Genomic DNA, 19,610 nt, shown 5'->3' with positions numbered 1-19,610 from the left:
ACAAAACCGAGAGATCGCAGTTATGGGCTCGTTCCTGAGGCTGCCGCCCTGAAGCACCGCCGCGGCCTCAGGGTGGCAGCCAACGTCGGCACAGCGACCAGGAAATGCTGGATCGATCAAGGTAGCCATGGTCGACCTCATGGATCGACGACTCACCCACGAATCCACCTCGAACTGGCGCGACCCCTAAGTGGTCAGCGCCGGAAGTCCTTCGGGGGTTGACGCAGGGTGGGACCTGGTTCAGGTCAAGGCGTGAGGTTCGTGTCGAAGAGGTCGGTGTTGGCGGTGACAGCGTGGACATGCAGAAATTGAGATGCCGGACCCTGGCGAGCATCCCTACCCTCGGCCCCATGCGCCACAAATCCGCCCTGCTGAACGTCATTGATGTGGAAGCCACCTGCTGGGACGGGCAGCCGCCGCCCGGCTCTGTGAACGAGATCATCGAGATTGGTCTCACCGTCGTGGACGTGTCGGCAGGGCGCCGCGTGTCCCGGCATCGTGTCTTGGTCCGCCCTGTCCGGTCGAAGGTGAGCGACTTCTGCACTGAACTGACCGGACTGACGCAAGCTGAGGTGGAACGGGGCGTTTCCTTCGCCGAGGCATGCCGGATCCTCGTCGAGGAGTACGAGGCTGGGAAGCGCCCTTGGGCGAGCTGGGGCGAGTACGACCGTCGGCAATTCGCTCGGCAGAGTCAGGCTGACGGGGTGGCCTACCCGTTCGGCTATCCGACTGAGCGCACCCACACCAACGCCAAGGCCGTATTCACTGCGGCCTACGGGCTGCGCAAGAAACCCGGCATGGACCACGCCCTACAGATCGCCGGACTGCCGCTCGAGGGACGCCATCACCGCGGAGAGGACGACGCGTGGAACATCGCCGCACTCGTCCTCGATCTGTTGGGCCGCGGGGCATGGCCGGTCACGCCCACAGTCGTCTAGCCTCGCGCCTACTCATCGAGGCGCGCTTCGAGGGAGAGGTGTGTGTTCCGGGGGCGAGGGCATGGTGCCAATCGTGCCCGACAGACCGCTCCCCGGATACGGCAGGCTACGGCCTGTCGTGATCCACTTCTCCCGATCGGCCTGTCTGCCTTGCCCGTTGCCGCCGCCCGGCCGACTACCCTGCACGCCGCTGAGCTCGAGCGACTGAAGAAAATGGCCTACGGTCAAAAGACCGAACACCGGCTGCGGATACGCGCTCAAGTGGTGCTGCACGCCGCACGCGGACGCTCCAACGCGCGCATCGCCCGCGAGACCGCCTGCACCTGGACACGGTCCGCCGCTGGCGCGGCCGGTTCGCAGACCGGGGACTGGGCGGCCTGTCCGACCGCGATCGGTCGGGACGGCCGCCGTCGTACACAGCACTGCAAGTGGCCGAGGCCAAGGCGCGGGCCTGCCGTCTGCCCGCCGAGACCGGGGTACCGCTGGCACGCTGGTCATGCCCAGACCTGGCCCGCGGGCTGGCAGCCCGGGACATCACCGGCCCCGTCTCTGCCTCCACCGTGCGCCGCTGGCTGGCCGAGGACGCGCTCAAAGCCCAGCGTGTGCTGGACCTGTACGCCCGCACCTGGCAGGGCAAGGCACTCGGCGAGGACGAGTACGTCATCAGCGCGGACGAGAAGACCTCCGTCCAGGCCCGCTGCCGCTGCCACCCCACTCTCGCCCCCGGCCAGGCCCGCGCGATGCGCGTCAACCACACCTACGGACGCGGCGGCGCCCTGGCCTACCTCGCCGCCTACGACGTCCACCAGGTCAGGGTGTTCGGTGTCGTCCTCGCGGGGCTCGCGGTCGCGGGTGGTGCGGTGGTGCTCGCCGGACGGCGGCAGGGCGATGAGGGCTGAGGAACGGACGCCGCCGCCGGAGTATTACGGCGTAATAATGCTGCGGCCGGTGGGACCGGTGCGTGGATTATTACGGCGTAATACTGCGGCGGTCCCTAGGAGGAGGCGGGTCTCCCCCGCGCGGGTGAGGCGATGGGGCGGAATCTCGTTCCGGGCCGAGCGGGAGCTCGTACCCGGAGCCGACGACTGCGGGACGGCGTGCCAACAGGATGGTGCACATGACTTCCACACCGCCTCGCTGGGCCGTCCGCGCCGCCCACCTCTGCGCGCTCGTCACGCTGCCGACCGGCATCTGGCGCCTTCTTCTGGCGACGGGCCACACGGCCGGCTACACCGACGCGGGTTACGCGGCGATGGACTTCACCGGCTGGGGTGCGGGTTACGTGCTCGGCCTCAGCGTGCTCAGCGAGGCGGTCGCGCTCCTGACGCTCGGGCTCGTGCGGCCGTGGGGTGAGGTACTCCCCCGCTGGATTCCGCGGCTCGGTGGGCGTTCTCTCCCCCGGCTCGCTGTCGTTGTCCCGGCTGCCCTCGGGGCCCTGGTGCTGACGGTTCTGTGGACGCCGCTCGTCGCCTGGTGGGCTCTTCCCCACCCCGATCTGACCGCGTACGGCAGCGTGGTCGTGGGCCTGCTCTATCTGCCTCTGGTCGCCTGGGGGCCGCTCCTCGGCGCGGTGACCGTCTCGTACCACCGCCGCCGTGTGGCCGGGAGGCAGGCTGCGGCCTCGGTTATTACGCCGTAATAGCCGAAGGGCTGGGTGCGCATTATTACGGCGTAATAGTGCGCACCCAGCCCTGTGCGGCGGCTACTTCTCCGCCCTCATCCGCTTCGACTCCTCGATCTTGAAGTCGACGAGCAGCTCCGTGAGCTTGCGGCGGGACGAGACGTCGAGCTCCTCGATGATCAGGCTCGCCAGGGTGTAGGCGTCGGTCGAGGGCAGGCGGGTGGGGGGTTCCGCGGGGGACTGCCGCTTCTGCTTGGGGGTGCGGGGCTTCTGGGGCCTGGTGGCCTTCAGCTGCTGGAGGTGGGCCTCCTGCTCCTCGGCCTTCTTCTTGCCGACCAGGCGCAGCGTGGCCGCGGATTCCTCGCCCGACTGGAGCTTCTCCTTGAGCGAGGGGGTCAGGGTCAGCAGCGCGAGGCGCTGGGAGACCCAGCCCTGGGAGCGGTGGAGGCGGGCGGCGAGGGCTTCCTGGGTGCCGTGGATCTTCAGGAGCTGTTCCAGGGCCTTGGCCTCGTCCAGGTGGTTGAGCTCCTGGCGGTGGATGTTGGCGACGAGGGCCGATTCCAGTATCTCGTCGGGGTTGCTGCCCAGCTTGTCGTCCAGCATCACTTTGATCTCGGTGAGGCCGGCTTCGCGGGAGGCGGCGAGGCGGGAGTTGCCGTCGATGACGACGTACTTGGTACCGGGTTCGAGGTCGTCCTCGCGGTCGGGGTTGCCTTCGAGGTAGGCGAAGCGGCCCATGATGCTGATCGCGGTCTTCTGCCCGTGGTCGCGGAGGCTGTTGGCCAGGTCCGTGAGGTCGCCGAGGTCGGACCTCGGGTTGTCGGGGTTCAGGCTGATGATGTCGACGGAGAGCTGGACCGGGGGCGGGGCGCCCTCGGTCGGAGCGGCGGCGACCTGATTGATGGCGGCGCGGCGGGCGCTGATGGACTGGGTCTGGCCGAAGGAGGAGCCGGCGCCGAGCCGGGATGCCTTGCTCATGAGATCTCCCTGGCGAGGGCACGCAGGCCGACGGCCTGGTCGCTGCGGGGGGAGTAGGCGAGCAGGGGCTGCTTCACGCGTACGGCCTCCTTCTGTTCCTTGAGGTCGCCGATGACGCCGACGACCCGGGGATCCTTTATGTCCATCCAGGAGTTGAGGGACGAGGTGGCGATGTAGCCGCGGCGGGCGTCGTAGTGGTTGACGACGATGCCGAGGTAGTCGAGTTCGAGGTGCATGTCGTCGCGGAGGTCCTCGATCTGGGAGGTGAGGAGTCCGTAGGCGTCGGCGGAGCTGTCCTCGGCCTGGACGACGACGAGGACGCCGGAGTTGCCCGGGGCCTCGCCCTGGCGGCGGCGGCCGTAGTAGGCGGCGGCGTCCATGCTGAGGCCGAGGCTCGGCGGGCAGTCGATGATGACGGCGTCGTAGTCGGCCTCGACGGCGGACAGGGCGCGCTCCAGGGCTGCTTCGCGGGCCCGGACCCCGGAGAGCTTGACGTCCAGGAGGAAGGCGTCGGTGCAGGCGGGCAGCAGGTGGAGACGGTCGCCGAAGCGGGGGTCCTCGATGGGGACGATGAGATCGGCCAGGCTGCCCTTGGCCTCGCCGGCCATGTGCTTGGTGAGGCTGTCGCCCTCGATGGGCAGCGGCTGGTGGCCGAGCTGCTTGGTGAGGTGGCACTGGGGGTCGAAGTCCACGAGGAGGACGCGCAGTCCGAGTCCGGGGAGGTCCTCGTAATCGAGGGGCGAGGACTCCTCGCCCTCGGCGAGGGCGGCCGCGAAGTGCTTGGAGATGCGGACCGGGTGGAGCGCGCCGGGGTCCTCGGCGAGGGCTTCGCCGGTGCCCGCGGCGATGGCGGTCTTGCCGACGCCGCCCTTCTGGTTGCAGGTGATGATGCGCTTCGGATGCTCGGGGCGTACGACGGTGGGCGCCGGGTTCGTCTCCAGCCACATCATGACGGACTGGGCGAGGCCCTGGATGAGCGAGACGCCCCGGGAGGCGCAGTCGGCGCGGAAGCCGTCCCACTGGCCGTCAGGCAGGAAGGTGGCGAAGGACTTGGCGCCGGCGGTGTCGATGGGGGAGAGGTTGGATCCGAGGCGCCGCCATGCCTCGATGCCTGCTTCGACGGCGTGCTGGATGTCGATGTTGTGCTGGGCGGCCCGGATCTTCAGGTCCTGTTGCAGGACCGGGGGCAGCTTGGAGACGACCTTCTCGCGGTCGCCGGGGGAGGGCGAAGTCATGGCAGCCACCTTACTAACCCCGATGATCCTTTTCGGTATCGACGCGTTAGTTCTGGCTGTTTTTTGTTTGAGGGACGCTCAAGAGCCCGGCTCCCGGGTGGGTGGGGAGCCGGGCTCGAAGGGCTGGGGGAGGGGACCGGGGCGGTTATTACGGCGTAATAAGTCGGCGGGGTGGGGGGATTATTACGTCGTAATAATCCCCCCACCCCGTCAGTTGCCGGTCTCCGCCGTCGCGGCGAGGCCGCGTTGTGAGCGGGGCGTCTTGTCGCCGACACGCTTCGGCTCGATGGTGCTCGGGTCGACCGCCTCGCCGGGGGCGCCCTCGTGGTACGGGCCGTCGGGGTCGGCATCGCGGTCGTGGGGGAGCAGGAAGAAGACCCGGCGCAGATGGAGTCCGCTGTCGGGGTCGGCCTCGGTGTGGGCCTCCAGCTCGGTGTAGCCGACCATGCGTCCGTCCCGTTCGTAGCGGGGCTTCCCTCGGCGGCGGGTGGTCTTGTCGAGCGCCTGGCGTACGTAGTCCAGGTTGTCGGGGTTCTCCAGCCAGACCACGGCGTTCTCGTGGTGGAGGTCGCTCTCGTTCAGCAGCGAGCTCATGGCTGCAGCCCCTTTGTGTGTCGGCCGGCCGGGAGAAGGCCGGGGTGGGTGTGAGCACGTTCCCTGGTGGGGGCACCGTGTTCATGGTAGGCCGGACGGGCGGGTGTGTGCCCGGTGCGTACGTCAGGCATGGCCGGTCCTGGACTCTTCATCGGCGAGGAGGCCCAGGCCGGGGTAGTACTTCTTGCCGCTGGACTTCATCATGTCGGCGGGCGAGGCGAGGGAGAGTTCCTGGCGGACCCGGGTCGCGAACGCGCGGGCCGTGGCGGGACGGATACCTTCGCCGGCTCCGCACCAGCTGCTGTACGCCGCGTACAGCAGGCCCTGTTCCACGCGGAGCTCCGCGGTGTGGGTGGTGCAGCACTCGGCGAGGAAACGGCCGATGTGGTCCTCGGTGGTGGCGTAAGCGGCTGTGGCCGAGCGGACCGTGGCGGGGCCGTCGAGCGGGTCGCGGGTGGCCAGGTAGAGCTTGGCGCCCTCGATGAGCCACTGCAGGATGCCGGGGCCCTCGCTCTGGACGAGCTCCTTGGCGAGGTTGTCGATCTTGCGGGCTGCGGGGACGACGCGTTCGAAAGGGATGAGGCGGATGCGGCGCCAGAACGCGTGACCGCCGGTGCCGACTTCAGGACGGTGGTTGCCCAGCAGCCAGAGCTTGTGGGTGGGGTTGAAGCTGAAGAAGTCCTGTCGCATCCGCCGGGCCATGATGCGGTCGCCGCCGGTCAGCAGCTTCACCCGGGACTCGTCGAACTTGTCGTTCGGCTTGAGCTCCGAGCAGACGACGATGCGCCGGCCGTGCAGTTCGGTGAGCTCGGTGGAGTGCTCGGAGAACTTGCCCTTCTCCATGAGGAAGCCCGGCGGGGCGGCCTGCGCGTAGTCGCCGAGGATCTGCGTCATCACGTCCAGCAGCACGGACTTGCCGTTCGCGCCGGTCCCGTAGAGGAACGGGAGCACCTGCGCGCCGACGTCGCCGGTGACGGAGTAGCCGAGGAGCAGGTGGAGGAAGTGGATCGTCTCCTCGCCCTTGGCGTCGTCGCCGAACGTGTCGTGGAGGAAGCGGTGCCAGCGCGGGGTCGGCGTCTCCTCGGGCGCGACGCTCGTGGCCCGGGAGTGCATGTCGCCCTCGGGGTCGGGCTTGCGCAGGTTCCCGGTGTGGAGGTCCACGACGCCGGCCGGGGTGCACAGGGCGTAGGGGTCGCCGTCCAGGACGTCCGGGTCGAGGGCGAGGGCGGGGGAGGCCTTGGCCTGCGTGAGCATGGCCTTGATGCCGGGGGTCGACATGGAGCGGCGGCGGTGTGCGCGCAGTTCCCGGTCCGTGAACTGGCCGGTGGGATCGGTGGGGGGCATCTGCTCGGCGAGATCGCCCGCCGCCCAGACCGCGGCCTTCTCACCGCCCGTGCGCTTCCAGCGGTACTGGTCCCAGTGGTACCAGCCCAGGCCCTCGACGTGCCGGAACTGATCTCCGAACATCACGGCAAAGAGCTTGGCGTTGCCCCGGTCGGTCAGGAGGGAGGGCAGCCGGCCCTCGGGCGGGGCCGGTTCGCTGACCACGGAGGCGTTCTGCTGGGCGGGCAGGCCGGGAAGGCCGCCCTCGGCTTCGAGGGCGAGCATCTGCTGCGCTGCGGCAGTGGCGTCGAAGCGCGGGCTGCTGTCGGCGCTGCTCATGGGCGTCCTTCGGGATCGAGCGGGCGGGCTGCGCCGGCGGACAGGGCTGAGGCGATGACGGTGAGGCTGTGCCGGTGACGGTGCGGGCGCGCGGCGTCGGCCGCTTCGGTGAGCAGGTCCTGGGCTCGGGGCTCGGTGAGGCGCCCGGCGGCGACGAGTCCGCCCGCGGTGTAGGCGGCCCGGTTGAGCTTCTCGGTGAACGCGGTGCCCTCGGCGGCCGCCGCGCAGGCCCGGACCTCGGCGAGCAGGGGCTCCAGGACCCGGAGCGCGCGCGGGGTGCCCCGGGGGATGCGTGTCGCGCGTACGGGGCGGGGCGCGGGGACTCGTACGGGCTTGGGGCCCGGTGTGTGGCCGGTGCGCAGGAGTTCGGCCGCGAGCCAGTCGGGGAGGGGCGCGGGCATGCGGGCCGGGCCGACGGGGGTGTAGGTGCCCGCGCGGGTGCGGGTGGCCGGGGTGACGATGTAGCCGCCAGTGGCCCGGACGTCGACCTGCCAGGCAAGGGCGACCTTCGGGCTGGAGCCCACGGACGAGCGGTAGCGCGGTCCGCCGGGTGCGGTGCGGTACCAGATGTGGAGGCCGCCGGACGGGGTGCGGACGCGCAGGGTGGCCTCGTCGTCCGCGGGGCTGGGGTGACCACGCAGGGCGGCGAGGAGCGCGAGGGTGTCGAAGCCGGAGGCCAGGCCGGTGAGGTTGACGCTTTCGTGGATCGGGATGCCGGGCAGCAGCCGGTCGCGGTGGGGGACTTCGGAACTGTGTGCGTCGATGTCCAGTACGACGAGGCCGGCCGGACCGCACGAGACGCCGACGCCGAGCGTGGGGTTGACGCCCCACCAGGCGGCCAGGCGGTCGGGGTCGGTGGTCGCGGCGTGGAAGCCGTGGCACCACTTGCCGGCGGGCAGACAGGGGCAGTCCGCCGGACGGTGAGGGTCCTCGCGGCAGGCCGGGCAGTTGCCCGCGGGAGTCTTGCGGCCGACGGCCAGCGGGTGGACGGGCCAGCCGTTCGCCGCGCACCAACGGGCCATGTCGAAGGGACTCGTGGGTCCCGCCGTACGCGAGCCACTGGTCTCTCTTTGACGCGGCACGCTGATCGTCCTTGCCGAGGGGCCAACAGGTTGTTCAGTCCTGAACGATTCAGTCCCTTCAGGGAAAGCCCAGGTCAGAGCGGTTCTACTGCTGGGCTGAGGGACTGAAGGGACTGAGTTTTCAGATTCGGATCAGAGCCTACAACAGGCATCCCGCAGTGGGCGGGACTCTTCGTTCCGCGAGTCCCTTCGGTCCCTTCCCCCGGGGCGTGTTGTGCCTCCGGGCCGGGCGCGTCGAGCGAGTGGGCCCGGCGTCACGAGGAGGGACCGAAGGGAGGGACTGAACGCAGAACGGAGGGACTGGAAGTTTCGGTCCCTCTTCGGTCCCTCGGGTGAAAGCGCAGGTCAGGGGCTTGCGGGCGAAAATCGGAGGGACTGAAGGGACTCAAGGTCAGTAGTTATCAGCGCTTCAGGACCAGAGTAGTAGGTACAAAGGGATATATAGGGTTGTTCTACGCGTGTGCGCATACACACGCACACACAATTGGCTTATAACTACCAACCTTGAGTCCCTTCAGTCCCTTTGGACCCTGGGTTTTGGGAAGCGCAAGCCTCTGACCTGCGGCTTTGCCCGAGGGACCGAAGAGGGACCGAACGGCGAGGGACTGAACGGGCTACGGTCCCCGGTCCCTAGTTGCCGGCGGTGGGGTCGGGCCGGAACGCGTCCAGGTGGTCGGATGCCCAGTCGCGGTACGTCCGGGCCGGGCGCCCGAGCAGGCCGGGGAGGGTGGGATCCACGACCGCCTTGGAGCCGCTGTGCTGCCGTCTGGCGCTCTCCAGGAGCGCGGAGGCGATATCGGCCGGGTAGCGCGCTTCCAGGCCCGTACGGGCCTGCTGGGGGCTCAGCTCCTCGAAGCGCAGCGGCAGGCCGAGGAGCTCGGCGAGCTGGGCCGTCTGTTCGGCGGCCGACAGGGCCTGAGGGCCGGTCAGGGTGTAGGCCTCGCCCGAGTGGTCCCGGTCCCGGCCGGTGAGGGCCAGGGCTGCCACCTCCGCGACGTCCCCGGGATCGACGCAGGCGTTCGCGGACGTGCCGTACGGGGCGCGTACAACCTGGCCGGAGCGGATCGAGCGGGCCCAGGACAGGGTGTTGGACATGAAGGCGCGGGGGCGCAGCAGGGTCCAGCCGATGCCCGAGGCGCGCAGCAGGCCCTCGTTGTGGCGCTGGCGACGGGTGATCAGGTCGTCGGCGGCGGGGTCCGTGACGGCGGCCGCCGAGAGCTTGACGATGTGCCGGACGCCGGCCGCGCGGGCCGGGTCCAGGAAGCGCGTGTCGTCGTCCCCGTCGGGATTTGTGACCAGGAAGGCTGTGTGGACGTTGTGCAGAGCGTCCGTCAGGGAGGCGGGGTCGGTGAAGTCTCCGTGGACGATCCGGGCGGCCGGAGGGGCGTCGGTGACCCGCTCGGGGTGCCTGGCCATGATGCGTACGGGCCGGTCCGAGGGGAGGCGGCGGAGCACTTCACGGCCGATCGTCCCGGTTGCGCCCGTGACGAGGATCATGGTTTCCCTTTCCTGCCGGACATTTCCCCGACGAGGGTGGAGGGAAGAGGCCGGCCTGTAAGATACGAACTGGACGGTTTATTTATCCCCCCACGTTCGACCACCCCGAGGAGGGAGGAGACACAGTGGCTGAGCAGCTGCGGGCCATCCGTACCCGGCAGACGATTCTTTCGGCGGCTGCCAAGATCTTTGAGGAGCAGGGGTACCAAGCGGCCACGATCTCCCAGATCCTCACCGAGGCGGGGGTGACCAAGGGCGCGCTGTACTTCCACTTCCACTCCAAGGAAGACCTGGCCCAGGGCGTCCTCTCCGAGCAGGACCAGCGGATCATCGTGCCGATCCGCGCGTCCAAGGTGCAGGAGGTCGTGGACGTCGTGATGCTCCAGGCGCACCGCCTCCAGACCGACCCGATGGTCCGGGCGGGTGTCCGGCTGACGATGGACCAGCTGACGCAGAACCTCGACCGGAGCGGCCCGTTCCTGCGGTGGGGCGAGGTCGGTCTCGACCTGCTCCAGCAGGCGCAGGCCCAGGGCGAGTTGCTGCCGCACATCTCGCCGCCGGAGACGGCCGAGGTCATCGTGGGCTCCTTCGCCGGCATCCAGTCCATGTCGCAGGCCGTGTGCGAGTACCGCGACCTGGTGGTGAGGGTGTCCGCCCTGATGCGGCATCTGCTGCCCAGCGCGGTGGTGCCGTCCGTGCTGGCCTCGCTCGACCTGTCCGAGTCCCGGGGCGCAAAGGTGTACGCGGAGGCCGTGAAGGCGGCCGACCTGCGCGATGTCCTGGAGACCGCGAGCTGACAGCAGCGGGGCGCCCCGGCGTCCGCCGCTCTCACCCGGCCGGGGCGCCCGGGCCGAAGTACGCCGTCAGGACCTGCCGCAGGCCGCCGTCTCCGGGGACCCAGGCGAGGTAGCCGTCGGGCCTCAGCAGCGCCGCTTCGTACGGCACGCATGGCGTGGGCCGTACCTCGACGGTGCGCAGGATCCCTGCCCAGGCCCGGGCCTCCTCCTGGTGGCGGGCTGCCTTCTCGCCGAGCAGCAGCAGGAGCGGCCGCCCGTCGTGCAGCAGGCGGATGACGTCGGTGTCGCCGTCCGGGGTGCTGAGCGCGGTGTTGCCCAGGTACGTCCCCGCGGCCGGTCCGCCCGCGCCGGTGGGGTCGGGCAGGACGGTGTCCTGGGCGCTGATCAGGCCGCTGAGGTGACCGCTCCCGCCCTTGTCCGCGAGCAGGCCGGTGAACACCGTGCGCAGGGCGTCCGCTTCGGGGCCGGGGCGCATCAGGGCGAGCTGGGCCAGGGTGCCTTCGATCACGCGGCGGGCGAGCGGCCGGCGTTCGGCGTCGTAGCTGCTCAGCAGGGCGGGGCCCGCCGAGCCGTGCACCGCCAGGGCGAGCTTCCAGCTCAGGTTCAGCGCGTCGAGCACGCCGGTGCTCAGGCCCTGGCCGCCGATGGGGAAGTGGACGTGCGCGGCGTCGCCGACCAGGAAGACTCGTCCCCGGGCGAACGTGCGGGCCAGGCGGGCGAAGTCGCTGAAGCGGCTCAGCCAGTGCGGGGAGTGCATCGCGATGTCCCGGCCCGCGAGGTGCGCCACCTCGCGGTGCAGCTCCTCCAGCGTGACGGGCCGGTGCCGGTCCGGGTGGGCGCCGGCGCAGTTGAGCGTCCGCAGATGGGTGCGGTCCCCGTCGTGCTTGGCGACGATCCAGCCGCGCGGCGTGCGGTGCCACCCCTTGGGCAGGGCACCCGGATCGGCCAGAGTCACGGTCCCCATCAGCGCGGACACCGTCGCCGGAAAGGTGTCCGACTCGATGCCCACCCGGGCGCGGACCGTGCTGCGGGCGCCGTCCGCCCCGACCAGGTACCCGGCGTGGAACTGCTCAGGCCCCTCGGGGCCCTCGGCCGTGACCCGTACCCCGTCCGCGTCCTGGACCGCGTCGGTGAGACGGCGGCCGCGCAGGATACGGGCTCCGGCGGCGCGCGCCCGGGCCTCCAAGTGCCGTTCCAGGACGGCCTGGGCGCACTTCAGGACCGGTTCCGGTTCGTCCGGGGGAGCGGTGATGGTCAGGCCGGGGAGCCCCGCGAAGTGGAAGGCGCTGGTGGCGGGTTCGGCGGCGTACGAGGGTTGGGGTGGGCCCGGGAGGTGGCCGCGCCGCGCCAGGGACTGCACCGCGCGGGCGTGCAGCGTGGTCGCCTTGGGCTGGTCGGAGACCTCGGTCCTGGGTTCGAGCACTACGGTGTCGACGCCGTACGCCGCGAGTTCGGCCGCCATGAGCAGGCCGACGGGGCCTCCTCCCGCGACGAGCACGTGGGCTTGGATGAGATGTTCCCCCTGCACGGCGGTGCCCTCCCTGTCCGCGGTTGTCCCCCGACGCGCAGAAATATACCGGACGTGCTGTTTTTTAACCATCCTGGCCCGGATCCGGACTAGGAACCGCCGTGGGCGTACCGCTATGGCTGAAGTTCCCGGGCGGCCGCCGACGACATCGGGCCGCCCTCCGAACGCTCGGTCTTGTGCCCCTTGCTGCCCGGGGCAAGCGTCCGTACGTCCACGGCTTCGGCCGGTGCGCCCCGCGCGTACAGGCCGTCGGGTTCGGTGTCCCGGTCGTGGGGGAGGAGCCAGAACACCCGGCGCCGGAAGGTGCCCGAGGAGCGCGACGGCTTGGCCTTCGGGCCGAGAAGGGCGTAGCCGACCATTCTCCCGTCGCGGTGGTAGGCGGGCTTGCCCCGGCGGGTCGGGAGGCGGTCCAGGCTCTGACGGACGTAGTCGAGCACGGTGATGTCCTCAAGCCACACGAGGTCGACCTCGTGGACGATCTCGTCTTCTGCGATGAGGGCGCTCATACTGTCTCCTCGTCCGCGAGCAGGCCGATGCCCGGGTAGTACTTGCGCTGGTTGGAAAAGATCATTTCCTTCGGTGATGCCAGCCCCACCACTTCGCGGATGTGCGCCGCGAAGGCTCGCGACGAAATCGCCGGAACGCCCTCATTCTGGCACCAGCGCTTGTACGCCGCGTAGAGGTGTGCTTGTTCGGCGCGGAGCCCGGCGTCGAGCCGACAGGTCTCGCCGACGAACCGTCCGGTGTGGTCCTCGGTCTCCGCGTACACGGTCGTCGCGATCCGTACCCTCTCTGGCCCCGAGAGGTCCTTGTCGCCGCCCAGGTAGCGACGGGCGCCCTCGATCAGCCAGTTGAGGATGCCCGGTCCCTCCTGGGTGACCAGGATGTCCGCGAGGTTGTCGATCTTGCGGTGGTCCGAGACGACGCGTTCGAACGGGATGAGACGCATGCGCCGCCAGAACGCGAAGCCGCCCGTGCCGACTTCGGGGCGGTGGTTGCCCAGCAGCCACATCTTGTGGGTCGGTTCGAAGCTGAAGAAGTCCTGCCGCATCCGGCGGGCCTTGATCCGGTCCCCGCCGGTCAGGAGCTTGACCCGGGCCTCGTCGAAGCGGTCGCCCGGCTTGACCTCGCTGCACACGATGACCCGCCGGCCGTGCAGTTCGGCGAGGTCCGTGGGGTGGCCCTCGTACGGGCGTGACATCAGGAAGCCGGGCGGCGCCGCGTCCGCGTAGTCCCGCAGGAGCTTCATCAGGACGTCCAGCAGGACCGACTTGCCGTTCTTGCCGGAGCCGAACAGGAACGGCATGACCTGGCCGCCGACGTCACCGGTGATGGAGTAGCCGAGCAGCAGCTGGAGGAAGGAGATCATCTCCTCGCCGTCCGGGCCCTCGCCGAAGGTGTCGGCCAGGAAGCGGTCCCAGCGCGGTGTGGGCATCGCCTGGGGCGCCGCCGAGGTCGAGCGGGAGTGGAAGTCCTTCGTGGGCTCGGCGGGGCGGATGAAGCCGGTCCGCAGGTCCACCACGCCCGCCGGAGTGCACAGCGCGTACGGATCGGCGTCCAGGAGCGCCGCGTTGAGGACCATGCCCGGGGCGGACCTGGCCTGGGTCAGCATCGCGTTCATCCCGCTCGTGCTCAGCGTGCGCCGCCGGTGCTGCTGGAGCGCGGCCGGGGTGAAGACGCCGCGCGGGTCGGTGGTGGCGAGGGATTCCGCCAGGTCGCCCGCGGACCACATCACCGTGTCGTCCTCGTCGAACTGCCAGCGGGTGCCGTCCCAGCGGAACCAGCCGATGCCGGGCACATGCCGGTAGTCGTTGCAGTAGAGCCTGACGAACAGCTTGGCGTTGCCCCGGTCGGTGAGGGTGTCGGGGAGCAGCCCGTCCGACGTGGCGTACGGCGTGGACGCGTCGTCGCGTTGCCGGGTCGGGGGTACGGGCTGGGCGAGGATCTGCGCGGCCACGGCCCGTACGTCGAAGGAGGGTGAGGGCAGCACTCTGTCCTGGTCCGCACTCACGCGCGCCCTCCGAGGGCCAGTGGCCGCAACCGCCCCGCGCCCAGCCCGCTCCGGATGATGGCGAGGCTCCGCCGCTCCTGGTCCGGGCGGGCCAGCCCGGCGGCCTCCCGCAACTGCCGTACCGCCTCGTCCTCGGAGAGGTGTCCGGCGGCGACGAGACCACCCGCCGTGTACGCGGCCCGGTTCAGCTTCTCGGAGAACGCGGCGCCCTCGGGCACGGACGCGCAGGCGGCGACCTCGGCGAGGAGGCCCGTCAGCAGGCGCTCGCCCGGTGCGTCGGACCGGCCGCCCGCCGCGAGCACCGCCTGCCGGGCCCGGGGCGGCACGGGTCTCGGCCCCGGTGCGGGGCTGGTGGGCAGGTGGCCGGTGCGCTGGAGCTCCCGGGCGAGCCAGGCGGGCAGCGGGGCGGGGGTGCGTACGGCTCCGACCGGGCGGTAGGTCCCGGCCGCGGTGACGGTGCCGGGCGCGACGATGTACCCGCCGTGCGCCCGGACGTCGACCTGCCAGGCGAGGGCCCGCCCGCTGCCCGAACCGGCCGAGCACTGCCAGCGGTGGCCGCCGTCGTTGCGGTACCAGACGTGCATGCCGCCCGACGGGGTGCGGACCCGGAGCGTGGACGCGTCGTCCGCGGGGCTGATGGCGCCGCGCAGGGCGGCCAGCAGGCCCAGGGTGTGGAAGCCGTTGGCCAGGCCGGTCAGGTCGATTCCGGTGGCTATCCCGACGCCCGGCAACAGGCGGTCCCGGCGCGGGAGTTTGCGGGCGTGTGCGTCGACGTCGATGACGACGAGGCCCGCCGGGCCGGTGGCGACGCCGACCCCGAGGTCCGGGCGGATACTCCACCACTGCCCGATCCGGTCGAGGTCGAGCGTCGCGGCGTGGAACCCGTGGCACCAGCGGCCCGCACGCAGACAGCCGCACCGGGCGCGGTCGTGGTCCGGGCGGCGGCATGCCTCGCAGTTGGCCACCGGTGTCTTGCGGCCCGGCGCAAGAGGGTGAACCGGCCACCCCTGGCGCGCGCACCACCACGCCGTCGTCAAAGGCCGCGCGGCGACCGGCTCAGACCCCGTGAACTGCCGTGAGTCGCCGCGCGAGACCCGCAGTTCAGCTGCCATTCACTTCCCCCATCAGCGACTGAAGCGACTCAACTCGCAAAATCAGATTAGCGAAACCCACGGGGGAGTAGAGGCTCATGCGGCAGAACTGATGTGCGCATCGAAACGTGCCCGCAGCGACTCAGCGACCGGGCCCCTCCGCGGCCCGGTCTGTCGGTCGCTCCCCGCGGTGTCCGCGAATCCGCAGGTCACAGTCGTACGGCCGACGGAAAAGCGACTGAAGCGACCGAAGCTTTCTATATATGACGCACACGCGCGCACACGCCAATGGCTGCATATATCTGACCGATGGGTCGCTTCGGTCGCTCCACCCCCTGGTCAGGGGCGTGACCTGCGGTTCTCTGTCCGGAGCTCCAGCTACCGAGCGGACTCCTGGTCGCTCCGGTCCGGTCGCCGGATGCGGGAAAACGGTCCGGTCGTCTCCAGCCGGGCTGAATCCCGGTTCCAGTGACGCCGACCGAGTATGCGCAATCCGTGTGACATCCATGAGTGTTCCATTGAGCGGTTCGATAGGGTGGCGCACGAGGTGATCGTTTTGTCCCACGAGGAGCAGCTGCTGTTCAGCGCGGTGGACGCGCTGCTGGAGCAGATCGCGCAGGACCCGCTGCCGCCGCCGGCCGAACGCAAGAGGCTGCGCGAGGCCGCGGGGCTGAGTCAGGACCAGGTCGCGAAGGCGCTGAAGAGCCGCCGCGAGTCGGTCGGCAACTGGGAGTCCGGGCGCAGCGAGCCCCGGCCGCCGAAGCGCGCCGCGTACGCCCGGCTGCTCGAGGGGCTCGCCGCCCGGTATCCGGAGGAGGCGGTGGCCGCGCCGGTCGCGGAGGCCGCCGAGGCCACGGAGTCCGTCGAGGTCGCCGAGGTCGCCGAAACCTTCGCGCCCGCTGTCGAGGCGCCCGCCGACCCCGCGCCTGTCCACCCCGCGCCCGCCGAAACAGTCGTTACCGAACCTGCCGCTCCTGCCGCAGGACCCGTCCCCGTGCCCCGTACGCCCCGGGCCGACGCCTCCTCGTACGAGCACGGGCCGCTCGCCGTGGTCGACGCGGACGGCGGTGAGGTGTTCGCGTACTGCGTGGGCGGGCTGGTGCTCGACGTGCCCGCCAAGTCGCTGCCCGCGCTGGTGGAATGGGCCCTGGGCGAAGGGCGCCTCGGTGCCGAGCGGCTGCACCCCAGCGGCCAGGACGCCGATCCGCTGCTCGTCCTCACCGAGGCGGCGTGCGAGCGGTTCGGGCTCCCCGTACGGCTGTCGCGGGAGGAGGGCCTGGCCGGACGGCTGCCGGAGGACCACAAGGTGCTCAAGCAGCTGGCGCGGGCGGAGTGGAAGCTGACCCGGCGCGGTTTCGGCCCCTGGGCCCGGATCTACCGGCCCGCGCGCGGCTCGCGCCGCAGTTGTGTCCAGCTCTGCATCCCGGCCTGGAACGCGCTCGACGTCCGGCACTGGAACGGTGCCGCGCAGCTCCCGCCGGCCGAACTCGTACGGCTGCTGGGCACGTACGCCTCGCGCGTGATGACGCCCCGGGGCTCCACCGCCGTCACCGGGCTGGAACTCATGACCTCGCTGCACCCGCCGACCCGGGCGAGCGCGCCCGACGCGGACGGCAAGCGGCACAGCGAGCGCAACCCCGGCTCGCTGGGCTCCGAGCCCGTCGAATGCGCCCCCTGCGAGGCCCCCGACGGGCACCCGCTCCTCGCGGACCTGCCCCGCTTCCACCAGCGCGGCCCGGCCGAGATGCTGTTCGAGGAGGCGTACGACTGGGCGCGGCCCCTCACCGACGACGAGTGCCTGAAGCGCCATCTGGTCGGCATCGACGTCAACCTCGCCTTCGGCGCGGCCGCCAACGGGGCGGTCGTCGGCCTGGAGGCGCCCGTGCATGTGAACAGCCCCGCGTTCGACCCGGCGCTGCCCGGCTCCTGGCTGGTGGACCTGTCGCACGTCGATCCGTCGCACGTCGTGATCGGCAAGGAGTGGCGGCGGCTCGACGGGGACCTGCTGCCGAACCCGTTCACGCCGAAGGGCGACCGCCCGGAGGGGCCCGCCTGGTACGCGACGCCGACGGTGGCGTACGCGGTGGAGCTCGGCTACGAGGTGGCGCCCGTCGAGGCGTGGGTGCGTCCGGCCAACGGGCGCTATCTGGACGGCTGGTACAAGCGGCTGCGCGACGCGTACGTGGCGACCATGGCCGACCTGGGTGTGGCCGACGGGCTGGCGCCCGATGCGTTCCTGGCGGCGATGGAGGGGTACCGGGACCGTGATCCGCAGTTGGCGGTCGTGCTGTCGGCGGTCAAGGCGACGGTCAAGGGCGGCATCGGCAAGCTGCGGGAGCGGCCGCGCGGTGGCGGGTGGCGGCCCGGCAAGCCGTGGCCCGCGCTGAGCAGGCCCACCTGGCGCCCCGACATCCGGGCGACCGTCATCTCGCGGGCCCGGATCAACATGCACCGCAAGATGGTCCGGCTGGCGGCCGCGACGGGGCAGTATCCGGTCGCCGTGCTGTCGGACTGCGCGGTGTACGCCTCCGACGGGCCTTCGCCGCTGGACTTCCTGCCGTACCGGGACGGCAAACCGCTGCCCGGGGGTTTCCGGCTCGGGGTCAGCCCGGGAATGGTGAAGCACGAGGGCTCGCAGACCACGCTGTGGGCGGAGTCGGTCCGGGAGGAGTACGGTCCTGAACTCAACCTGGCCCGGTACATCAAGGACGGCGCGGTCACTGCCAAGGACGACGGAGAGTAGGGGAACCAGCCGATGAACACGGTCGGGGAAGGTCTCGACGAGGCGGTCCAGCGGGCGTTCACCCGGCCCGCGCCCAAGTCGGCCGGTGCGCAGATGCGGTATCTCGTGAAGCAGCTCAAGGGCACCAGGGCCGCCGCCGCACTCCTGGGGATCACTCAGCGCACGGTCGAGCGGTACGTGCGCAACCAGCTGAAGAAGCCCCGTCCGGAGCTGGCCGCCCGCCTGGAACGGGAGGTCAAGCGGCGCTGGCAGCCGCAGATCCAGGCGAAGGCCCGGAAGGCCGCGTCGACCACCGGGGGCATCGTCATCGACACCCGGGCCCGGTTCGGCTACACGGCGGCGCCCGGCTCCACCGACGACGCCCGGCTGCGCCACCTCACCGTGGCGCTCCCGCCGACGTACGCGGCCCGGCTCTTCGAACTCCGGGAGCAGGGCGGCAGCGACCGCCAGCTCCAGGAGGTCGCCGCCGAGGGGTTGCAGGAGATCTACTTCAAGGACGGCGGGCGCCGGGCGCAGGGGCTCCTCGTGGAGTACACCGACTTGGAGCACGTCGCCTTCGACCTCTGACGGCGCGTCGCGAGGGCCGTCGGGCATGCCTGTACGCGGAAGGCGCGGCCCTCTGGCGGGCGCGGCCTTCCGCGTACAGGCGCGAGCGGGTTCTTCGGTCGCTTCGGTCGCTGTGGTGCGGCGCGTACGGGTGTGACCTGCTGGTTCGCCGCGTGGGCGGGTCAGCGACCCAAGGCGGTACCGGGTGTTCTCCGTACCGGTGGCTGCCGTTCATCGATCCGAACAGCACATCCGGTTTGTTCTTGGGGGCGGGTGAGGTCCCGGGCGGCGGGCAGGGCCCGCCTAGTCGACCGGGCCGGTCAGCACCGAGGTGAAGACGTTCTTGCCGTCCTGGTGGCCGGTGATCTCCACCGTGACCATGTTGCCGGGTTCGCGCTCCACCCGGGTCACCTCGATCCAGCAGGGCCGGTCGAGTTCGGCGTACTGGTGGAAGTCGTTGGCGGCGGTGGCCGGGGTGAACGTCCCGGGCGCCATCACGGCGCAGGCGGCCTGGCGGGCGGCTTCGAGCAGGACCATGCCGGGCACGTGATCGCCCTTGTGGTCGAAGAGGATCGGGTGGTCGAGGTCCGGGGTGAGCAGCCAGCGCGGCCTTCCGCCGGGTGCGGAGCCGGGGGCGGGGGAGAGCACGACATCCGTGGTGTACGGCCGTCCGACCACGGCCGGCGGCAGCGGATTGCGGGCCGGGTGCGGTGCGGTGACGGGCGGTTGGGCGGCGCGGTTCTGGCGTAACCGGTTGTAGACGGCCGGGGGGATCACGGAGATCTGCCCGGTGCCGCCGGCCAGCGAGCGGCCGCCCCGGCGGAGCGCGAACTCGAAGGCGACGCGGCTGGCGATGCCCCTGCGCCGGACGATGTCCGTGCACCGGGTGTCGAGGTCGAAGTCGGTGGGCCCCGAGGCGATGCGCAGGTTCCCGGGATCGGCCGTGTACGTGATGCTCGACATCACGAAGTTGTGGCCGAGCGGCACGCCCAGCTCCACGTGGGAGACGTAGATGCCCGCCTGCCGGAACGTTTCCGCGATCTGGAGCGGATCGTGGCTCGTGCCGTCCTGGCTCCGGAACATGGTGTGGGCGCGAGGCCATTGGCCGGTCAGCGCGAAGCTCATCCCGTCCCGGGAGTCGCATCCGGTGAGGAACACCTCCGCGACGGAGTCGCGGTGCACGTACTCCTTCGCGACCGTGCTGGTCAGCCGCGGTGCGGCCGGGAGTGCGGTTCTGGCTTCAGCGGTGGTGAGACTCATGGGGCCCCCGTCTGGACGTGAAACCTG

At 70.9% G+C, this 19,610-nt stretch carries 17 protein-coding genes; 6 read left to right on the top strand and 11 right to left on the bottom strand.

Going from position 1 to position 19,610, the window contains the following annotated elements; all coding sequences use genetic code 11:
* The first annotated feature begins 350 nt into the window (after positions 1-350).
* From AMK18_RS33715 to AMK18_RS33700, 3 genes are all read left to right on the top strand, one after another.
* Positions 351-938, top strand: a complete 588-nt coding sequence (locus AMK18_RS33715; protein ID WP_198957128.1) for a 3'-5' exonuclease — start codon at positions 351-353, stop codon at positions 936-938.
* Positions 939-1,255: 317 nt separating this feature from the next.
* Positions 1,256-1,837 carry a helix-turn-helix domain-containing protein gene (locus AMK18_RS35455; RefSeq protein ID WP_338014074.1) on the top strand — a complete coding sequence of 194 codons (582 nt, stop codon included), beginning with the start codon at positions 1,256-1,258 and terminating at the stop codon, positions 1,835-1,837.
* Positions 1,838-2,046: 209 nt separating this feature from the next.
* Complete coding sequence (locus AMK18_RS33700; protein WP_073865816.1) at positions 2,047-2,577, top strand: hypothetical protein; 531 nt, start codon at positions 2,047-2,049, stop codon at positions 2,575-2,577.
* 63 nt (positions 2,578-2,640) lie between these two features.
* Here the strand turns inward: AMK18_RS33700 and AMK18_RS33695 are convergent, their stop codons facing one another.
* The 6 genes from AMK18_RS33695 to AMK18_RS33670 all read right to left on the bottom strand — a co-directional run bounded on the left by AMK18_RS33695 (position 2,641) and on the right by AMK18_RS33670 (position 9,607).
* On the bottom strand, positions 2,641-3,537 hold the full coding sequence (locus AMK18_RS33695; protein ID WP_026171945.1) for a ParB/RepB/Spo0J family partition protein: 897 nt from the start codon (positions 3,535-3,537) through the stop codon (positions 2,641-2,643).
* Positions 3,534-4,772 (bottom strand): ParA family protein, encoded by a 1,239-nt coding sequence (locus AMK18_RS33690; protein ID WP_018106296.1) that lies wholly within the window; start codon positions 4,770-4,772, stop codon positions 3,534-3,536. Before AMK18_RS33690 ends, AMK18_RS33695 begins: the two co-directional genes overlap by 4 nt.
* A 210-nt stretch (positions 4,773-4,982) precedes the next feature.
* A complete protein-coding gene (locus AMK18_RS33685) occupies positions 4,983-5,366 on the bottom strand; it encodes a DUF6009 family protein (protein ID WP_018106295.1) in 384 nt (127 codons plus the stop codon).
* 123 nt (positions 5,367-5,489) lie between these two features.
* Positions 5,490-7,028: a DNA primase family protein gene (locus tag AMK18_RS33680; RefSeq protein ID WP_073865815.1), complete on the bottom strand. Its 1,539-nt coding sequence runs from the start codon at positions 7,026-7,028 to the stop codon at positions 5,490-5,492.
* Positions 7,025-8,050 carry a bifunctional DNA primase/polymerase gene (locus tag AMK18_RS33675; protein WP_073865814.1) on the bottom strand — a complete coding sequence of 342 codons (1,026 nt, stop codon included), beginning with the start codon at positions 8,048-8,050 and terminating at the stop codon, positions 7,025-7,027. Before AMK18_RS33675 ends, AMK18_RS33680 begins: the two co-directional genes overlap by 4 nt.
* Before the next feature lie 690 nt (positions 8,051-8,740).
* Positions 8,741-9,607, bottom strand: coding sequence for an NAD(P)H-binding protein (locus AMK18_RS33670; protein WP_073865813.1), 867 nt, complete (start codon positions 9,605-9,607; stop codon positions 8,741-8,743).
* A gap of 125 nt (positions 9,608-9,732) precedes the next feature.
* Between AMK18_RS33670 and AMK18_RS33665 the strand changes: the two genes are divergently transcribed.
* Positions 9,733-10,404 carry a ScbR family autoregulator-binding transcription factor gene (locus AMK18_RS33665; RefSeq protein ID WP_018106291.1) on the top strand — a complete coding sequence of 224 codons (672 nt, stop codon included), beginning with the start codon at positions 9,733-9,735 and terminating at the stop codon, positions 10,402-10,404.
* Between the two features lie 31 nt (positions 10,405-10,435).
* Here the strand turns inward: AMK18_RS33665 and AMK18_RS33660 are convergent, their stop codons facing one another.
* The 4 genes from AMK18_RS33660 to AMK18_RS33645 form a co-directional block, all read right to left on the bottom strand.
* Positions 10,436-11,932, bottom strand: a complete 1,497-nt coding sequence (locus tag AMK18_RS33660; protein WP_073865812.1) for an FAD-dependent monooxygenase — start codon at positions 11,930-11,932, stop codon at positions 10,436-10,438.
* Between the two features lie 113 nt (positions 11,933-12,045).
* Positions 12,046-12,438, bottom strand: a complete 393-nt coding sequence (locus AMK18_RS33655; RefSeq protein WP_018106289.1) for a DUF6009 family protein — start codon at positions 12,436-12,438, stop codon at positions 12,046-12,048.
* Positions 12,435-13,922 carry a DNA primase family protein gene (locus AMK18_RS33650; protein ID WP_073865811.1) on the bottom strand — a complete coding sequence of 496 codons (1,488 nt, stop codon included), beginning with the start codon at positions 13,920-13,922 and terminating at the stop codon, positions 12,435-12,437. Before AMK18_RS33650 ends, AMK18_RS33655 begins: the two co-directional genes overlap by 4 nt.
* 17 nt (positions 13,923-13,939) lie before the next feature.
* Positions 13,940-15,055 (bottom strand): bifunctional DNA primase/polymerase, encoded by a 1,116-nt coding sequence (locus AMK18_RS33645; protein WP_443333245.1) that lies wholly within the window; start codon positions 15,053-15,055, stop codon positions 13,940-13,942.
* Between the two features lie 535 nt (positions 15,056-15,590).
* On the opposite strand from AMK18_RS33645, the gene tap reads away from it, so the two are divergent.
* Together tap and tpg are read left to right on the top strand one after the other, a co-directional pair.
* A complete protein-coding gene (gene tap / locus AMK18_RS33640; RefSeq protein ID WP_073865833.1) occupies positions 15,591-17,777 on the top strand; it encodes a telomere-associated protein Tap in 2,187 nt (728 codons plus the stop codon).
* Between the two features lie 12 nt (positions 17,778-17,789).
* A complete protein-coding gene (tpg, locus tag AMK18_RS33635; RefSeq protein ID WP_018106285.1) occupies positions 17,790-18,344 on the top strand; it encodes a telomere-protecting terminal protein Tpg in 555 nt (184 codons plus the stop codon).
* Positions 18,345-18,626: 282 nt separating this feature from the next.
* Here the strand turns inward: tpg and AMK18_RS33630 are convergent, their stop codons facing one another.
* Entirely contained in the window at positions 18,627-19,583 is a 957-nt protein-coding gene (locus tag AMK18_RS33630) for a ScbA/BarX family gamma-butyrolactone biosynthesis protein (protein ID WP_073865809.1), read from the bottom strand.
* Positions 19,584-19,610: the final 27 nt, after the last annotated feature.

This window comes from Streptomyces sp. CB01249 (assembly GCF_001905735.1).
In the GTDB taxonomy this organism is placed as follows: Bacteria; Actinomycetota; Actinomycetes; order Streptomycetales; family Streptomycetaceae; genus Streptomyces.
The sequence above is the reverse complement of the archived record's forward strand: the minus strand, read 5'-3'. Positions and strand labels throughout refer to the sequence as shown.